We start from the raw sequence: 2,530 nt of genomic DNA, 5'->3' as shown, positions 1-2,530 counted from the left end.
ATTGAATCACAGTATCTTGCAGTTTCAATTGCTTCAGATATTGCTTGAGTTTCAGAAACGAGAATAGGTTTTACAAAGATATACGCTTTTGATTTTAAATTGTATCCCTTATTATCTTTTAATTTTTGTATTAGTTTAACCGCATTTTCAAAGTCTTGGCAAGTAAAGCCCTTGTTGATCTTTTTAAGGCGGGTGTAATCATCACATGTTTCAAGACCAATGCTCACTTCAAACAATGTATCTCCGATAATTTCATGAATTTCATCCAAATATTCCTCTTTCACATATTCCGGTCTTGACTCAACGATAATTTCTGTGACATTCCCTAAATCAATTAAAGTTTTTAAAATTTCGTTACGCGCATCCTTTGGAAGTTCATAAGGGTTTAAAAAGCTTCCTGAAGCAAATAATTTTACAGAGATTTTGTCTTCTTCAGCTATTGGGTGCCTTGAGAGATGACTATGAAATATCTTGAGGATGGTTTCTGTGTCAATAGGTTCCAAAGTACAATCTGAAACGTAACTGCACATTGTACATCCTCCGCTATCGCCAAGCGCCCAAGCGCAGCCTGGAGTTGGCAGGATTATGAACAATGTTTTTGCAACACCATCATATGTCAAATCATCATTATACCAGCTTGCTCCGACTTGTTCGGGAGTTTTCGGATCTTTTCGCTCGAAAGCCCTTTGCCTAATCTCTTTACATAAATTTTCAATTTCCATTATAATACCTGCAATAAATGTAATATTATATTATTATAATTTTTTTATAATTAAAATTTGTTAAAAAAAGTAGTTAATAAGTTGTGTATAAAATTTTTGAAAAAATAAAAAAAGAAAAGAAGTAAGCAAGTTTAGAAACTTGCAATTACGTCTCCTAATAATTTAATGGATTCTTCTACGTTTTTACCAACAGGGGAACCTGCTACGTATTGAGTTACGCCCATTTCAGCTAAGCCTTCGATTTTTGGAATGAACTCATCAGGAGTACCACATACTGAGAATGCGTCTAATGCTTCAGGGGTTACAGCTCCAATAGCACCACCGAAGTCACCTTTAGCTAAGAATTCTCCCATTTGAGTGTTGAATCCTTCAGGTAATCCGTGTCTTTCGATAACTGGAGGTGGGGAACCTGCTGCAATAAATGCAACTACAATTTTAGCTGCGTTTTTAGCTGCATCTGAGTCTGCACCAATGGATGTTGCAGTGTATGCACCTACATCGAATTCTTTGTCTCCACCAGCTGCTTCGATACCTTTTTTAATCATAGGCATAGCTGCTTCATAATCTTTAGGGTTGGAAGCGTTAATTAATACACCATCTGCGATTTCTCCAGCGGTTTCTAACATTTTAGGTCCTTGAGCACCCATGTAAATAGGGATGTGTTCTTGAACAGCTTTTGCTCCACCTAATGCTGCACCACCTTCGGTTTTTTCTCCAGCTAATAAAGTGTTAATGTCAGCGATTGCTGCTTTAATAGTGGATACTGGTTTTTCCCAAGCGATTCCTAAAGCGTCGAAAGTTGCTTTGTCACCAGGACCAATACCGAAAGTTGCTCTTCCTTCTGAGATTTCGTCAATGGTTGCGATAGCAGAAGCAGAAATTGCAGGGCTTCTTACGTATGGGTTGGTTACACCAGGACCCATTTTAATGGTTTCAGTTTCAGATGCAATTAATGCTAAGGTTTCGTATACGTTTTTGTTGTTGTAGTGGTCTGTGATCCATGCGTATTGGAAACCGACATCTTCTGCTAATTTTACTAAACTAACTAATTCTTTTAATGGTATTTGAGGTACGAATTCTATACCGAACTTCATATTTTATCACCAGTATTATGTATAGTTAGTAATATATAAAGTAATTTTTATTTGAAACAGATAGAAAGTTTTATATATTAATCATTGTTCATGTCTTTTGAAGTTGTTCAAAATAGATAGGTATTAAAAAATTTATTTTCAGTAATACTTGATTGTTCGATGTTATAATAATGATTATTCATGATAATTTGTTTCAATTATTTTTAATATTATCTTGTTAAATTTAATAAAAAGGTTTAATTTAATTTATTTTAATTTAAATATTAATTAAATTTATTTTTAATAGATATTAATATTAATTGCAATATTTTTCAATTAAATTTGTTAGTACAATTTCTCTCTGTATAAGATGTGCTATGTGTTTTATGGCGTTGGTTTAAGTCTTATTGTATTTACAATTCTGACTATGATGACTGCTTTTCCGCACGTAGCTATAAATTATCATGTTTATTGTATTAATTAAATTATTAATATCATGAATGTGCTTTGTGAGTACCTGAGTTTTTCGGGTATGATGTAAGTTTTGTAGATGTGGTGAAATTTGATTATAGAAACTTTTATATCAAATTCTTAGTGTATTAATTACTCGTCTATATTTTTTTATGTGTACTTCAATAGTACTCTGTTTGTGTTCAATTCTGTTTGATCCTGGCAGATGCTACTGCTATTGGGATTCGATTAAGCCATGCAAGTCGAACGAGTTTAGGCTCGTGG

General features: G+C 33.5%; 2 protein-coding genes and 1 rRNA gene. 1 reads left to right on the top strand and 2 read right to left on the bottom strand.

The window, feature by feature from the left end:
* Both ACJROP_RS01365 and mer read right to left on the bottom strand, forming a co-directional pair.
* On the bottom strand, positions 1-722 hold a 722-nt coding region (locus tag ACJROP_RS01365), incomplete at its 3' end, for a TIGR01210 family radical SAM protein (protein ID WP_406533716.1).
* 131 nt (positions 723-853) lie between these two features.
* On the bottom strand, positions 854-1,816 hold the full coding sequence (mer, locus tag ACJROP_RS01360) for a 5,10-methylenetetrahydromethanopterin reductase (protein WP_406533715.1): 963 nt from the start codon (positions 1,814-1,816) through the stop codon (positions 854-856).
* Positions 1,817-2,451: 635 nt separating this feature from the next.
* Here mer and ACJROP_RS01355 point away from each other — a divergent pair.
* Positions 2,452-2,530: ribosomal RNA gene (locus tag ACJROP_RS01355) — 16S ribosomal RNA — on the top strand; the annotation flags it as partial.

The sequence above is a fragment of the Methanobrevibacter sp. genome (genome assembly GCF_045220775.1).
Lineage (GTDB): Archaea > Methanobacteriota > Methanobacteria > Methanobacteriales > Methanobacteriaceae > Methanocatella.
This window is presented reverse-complemented; position numbering and strand designations above follow the sequence as displayed.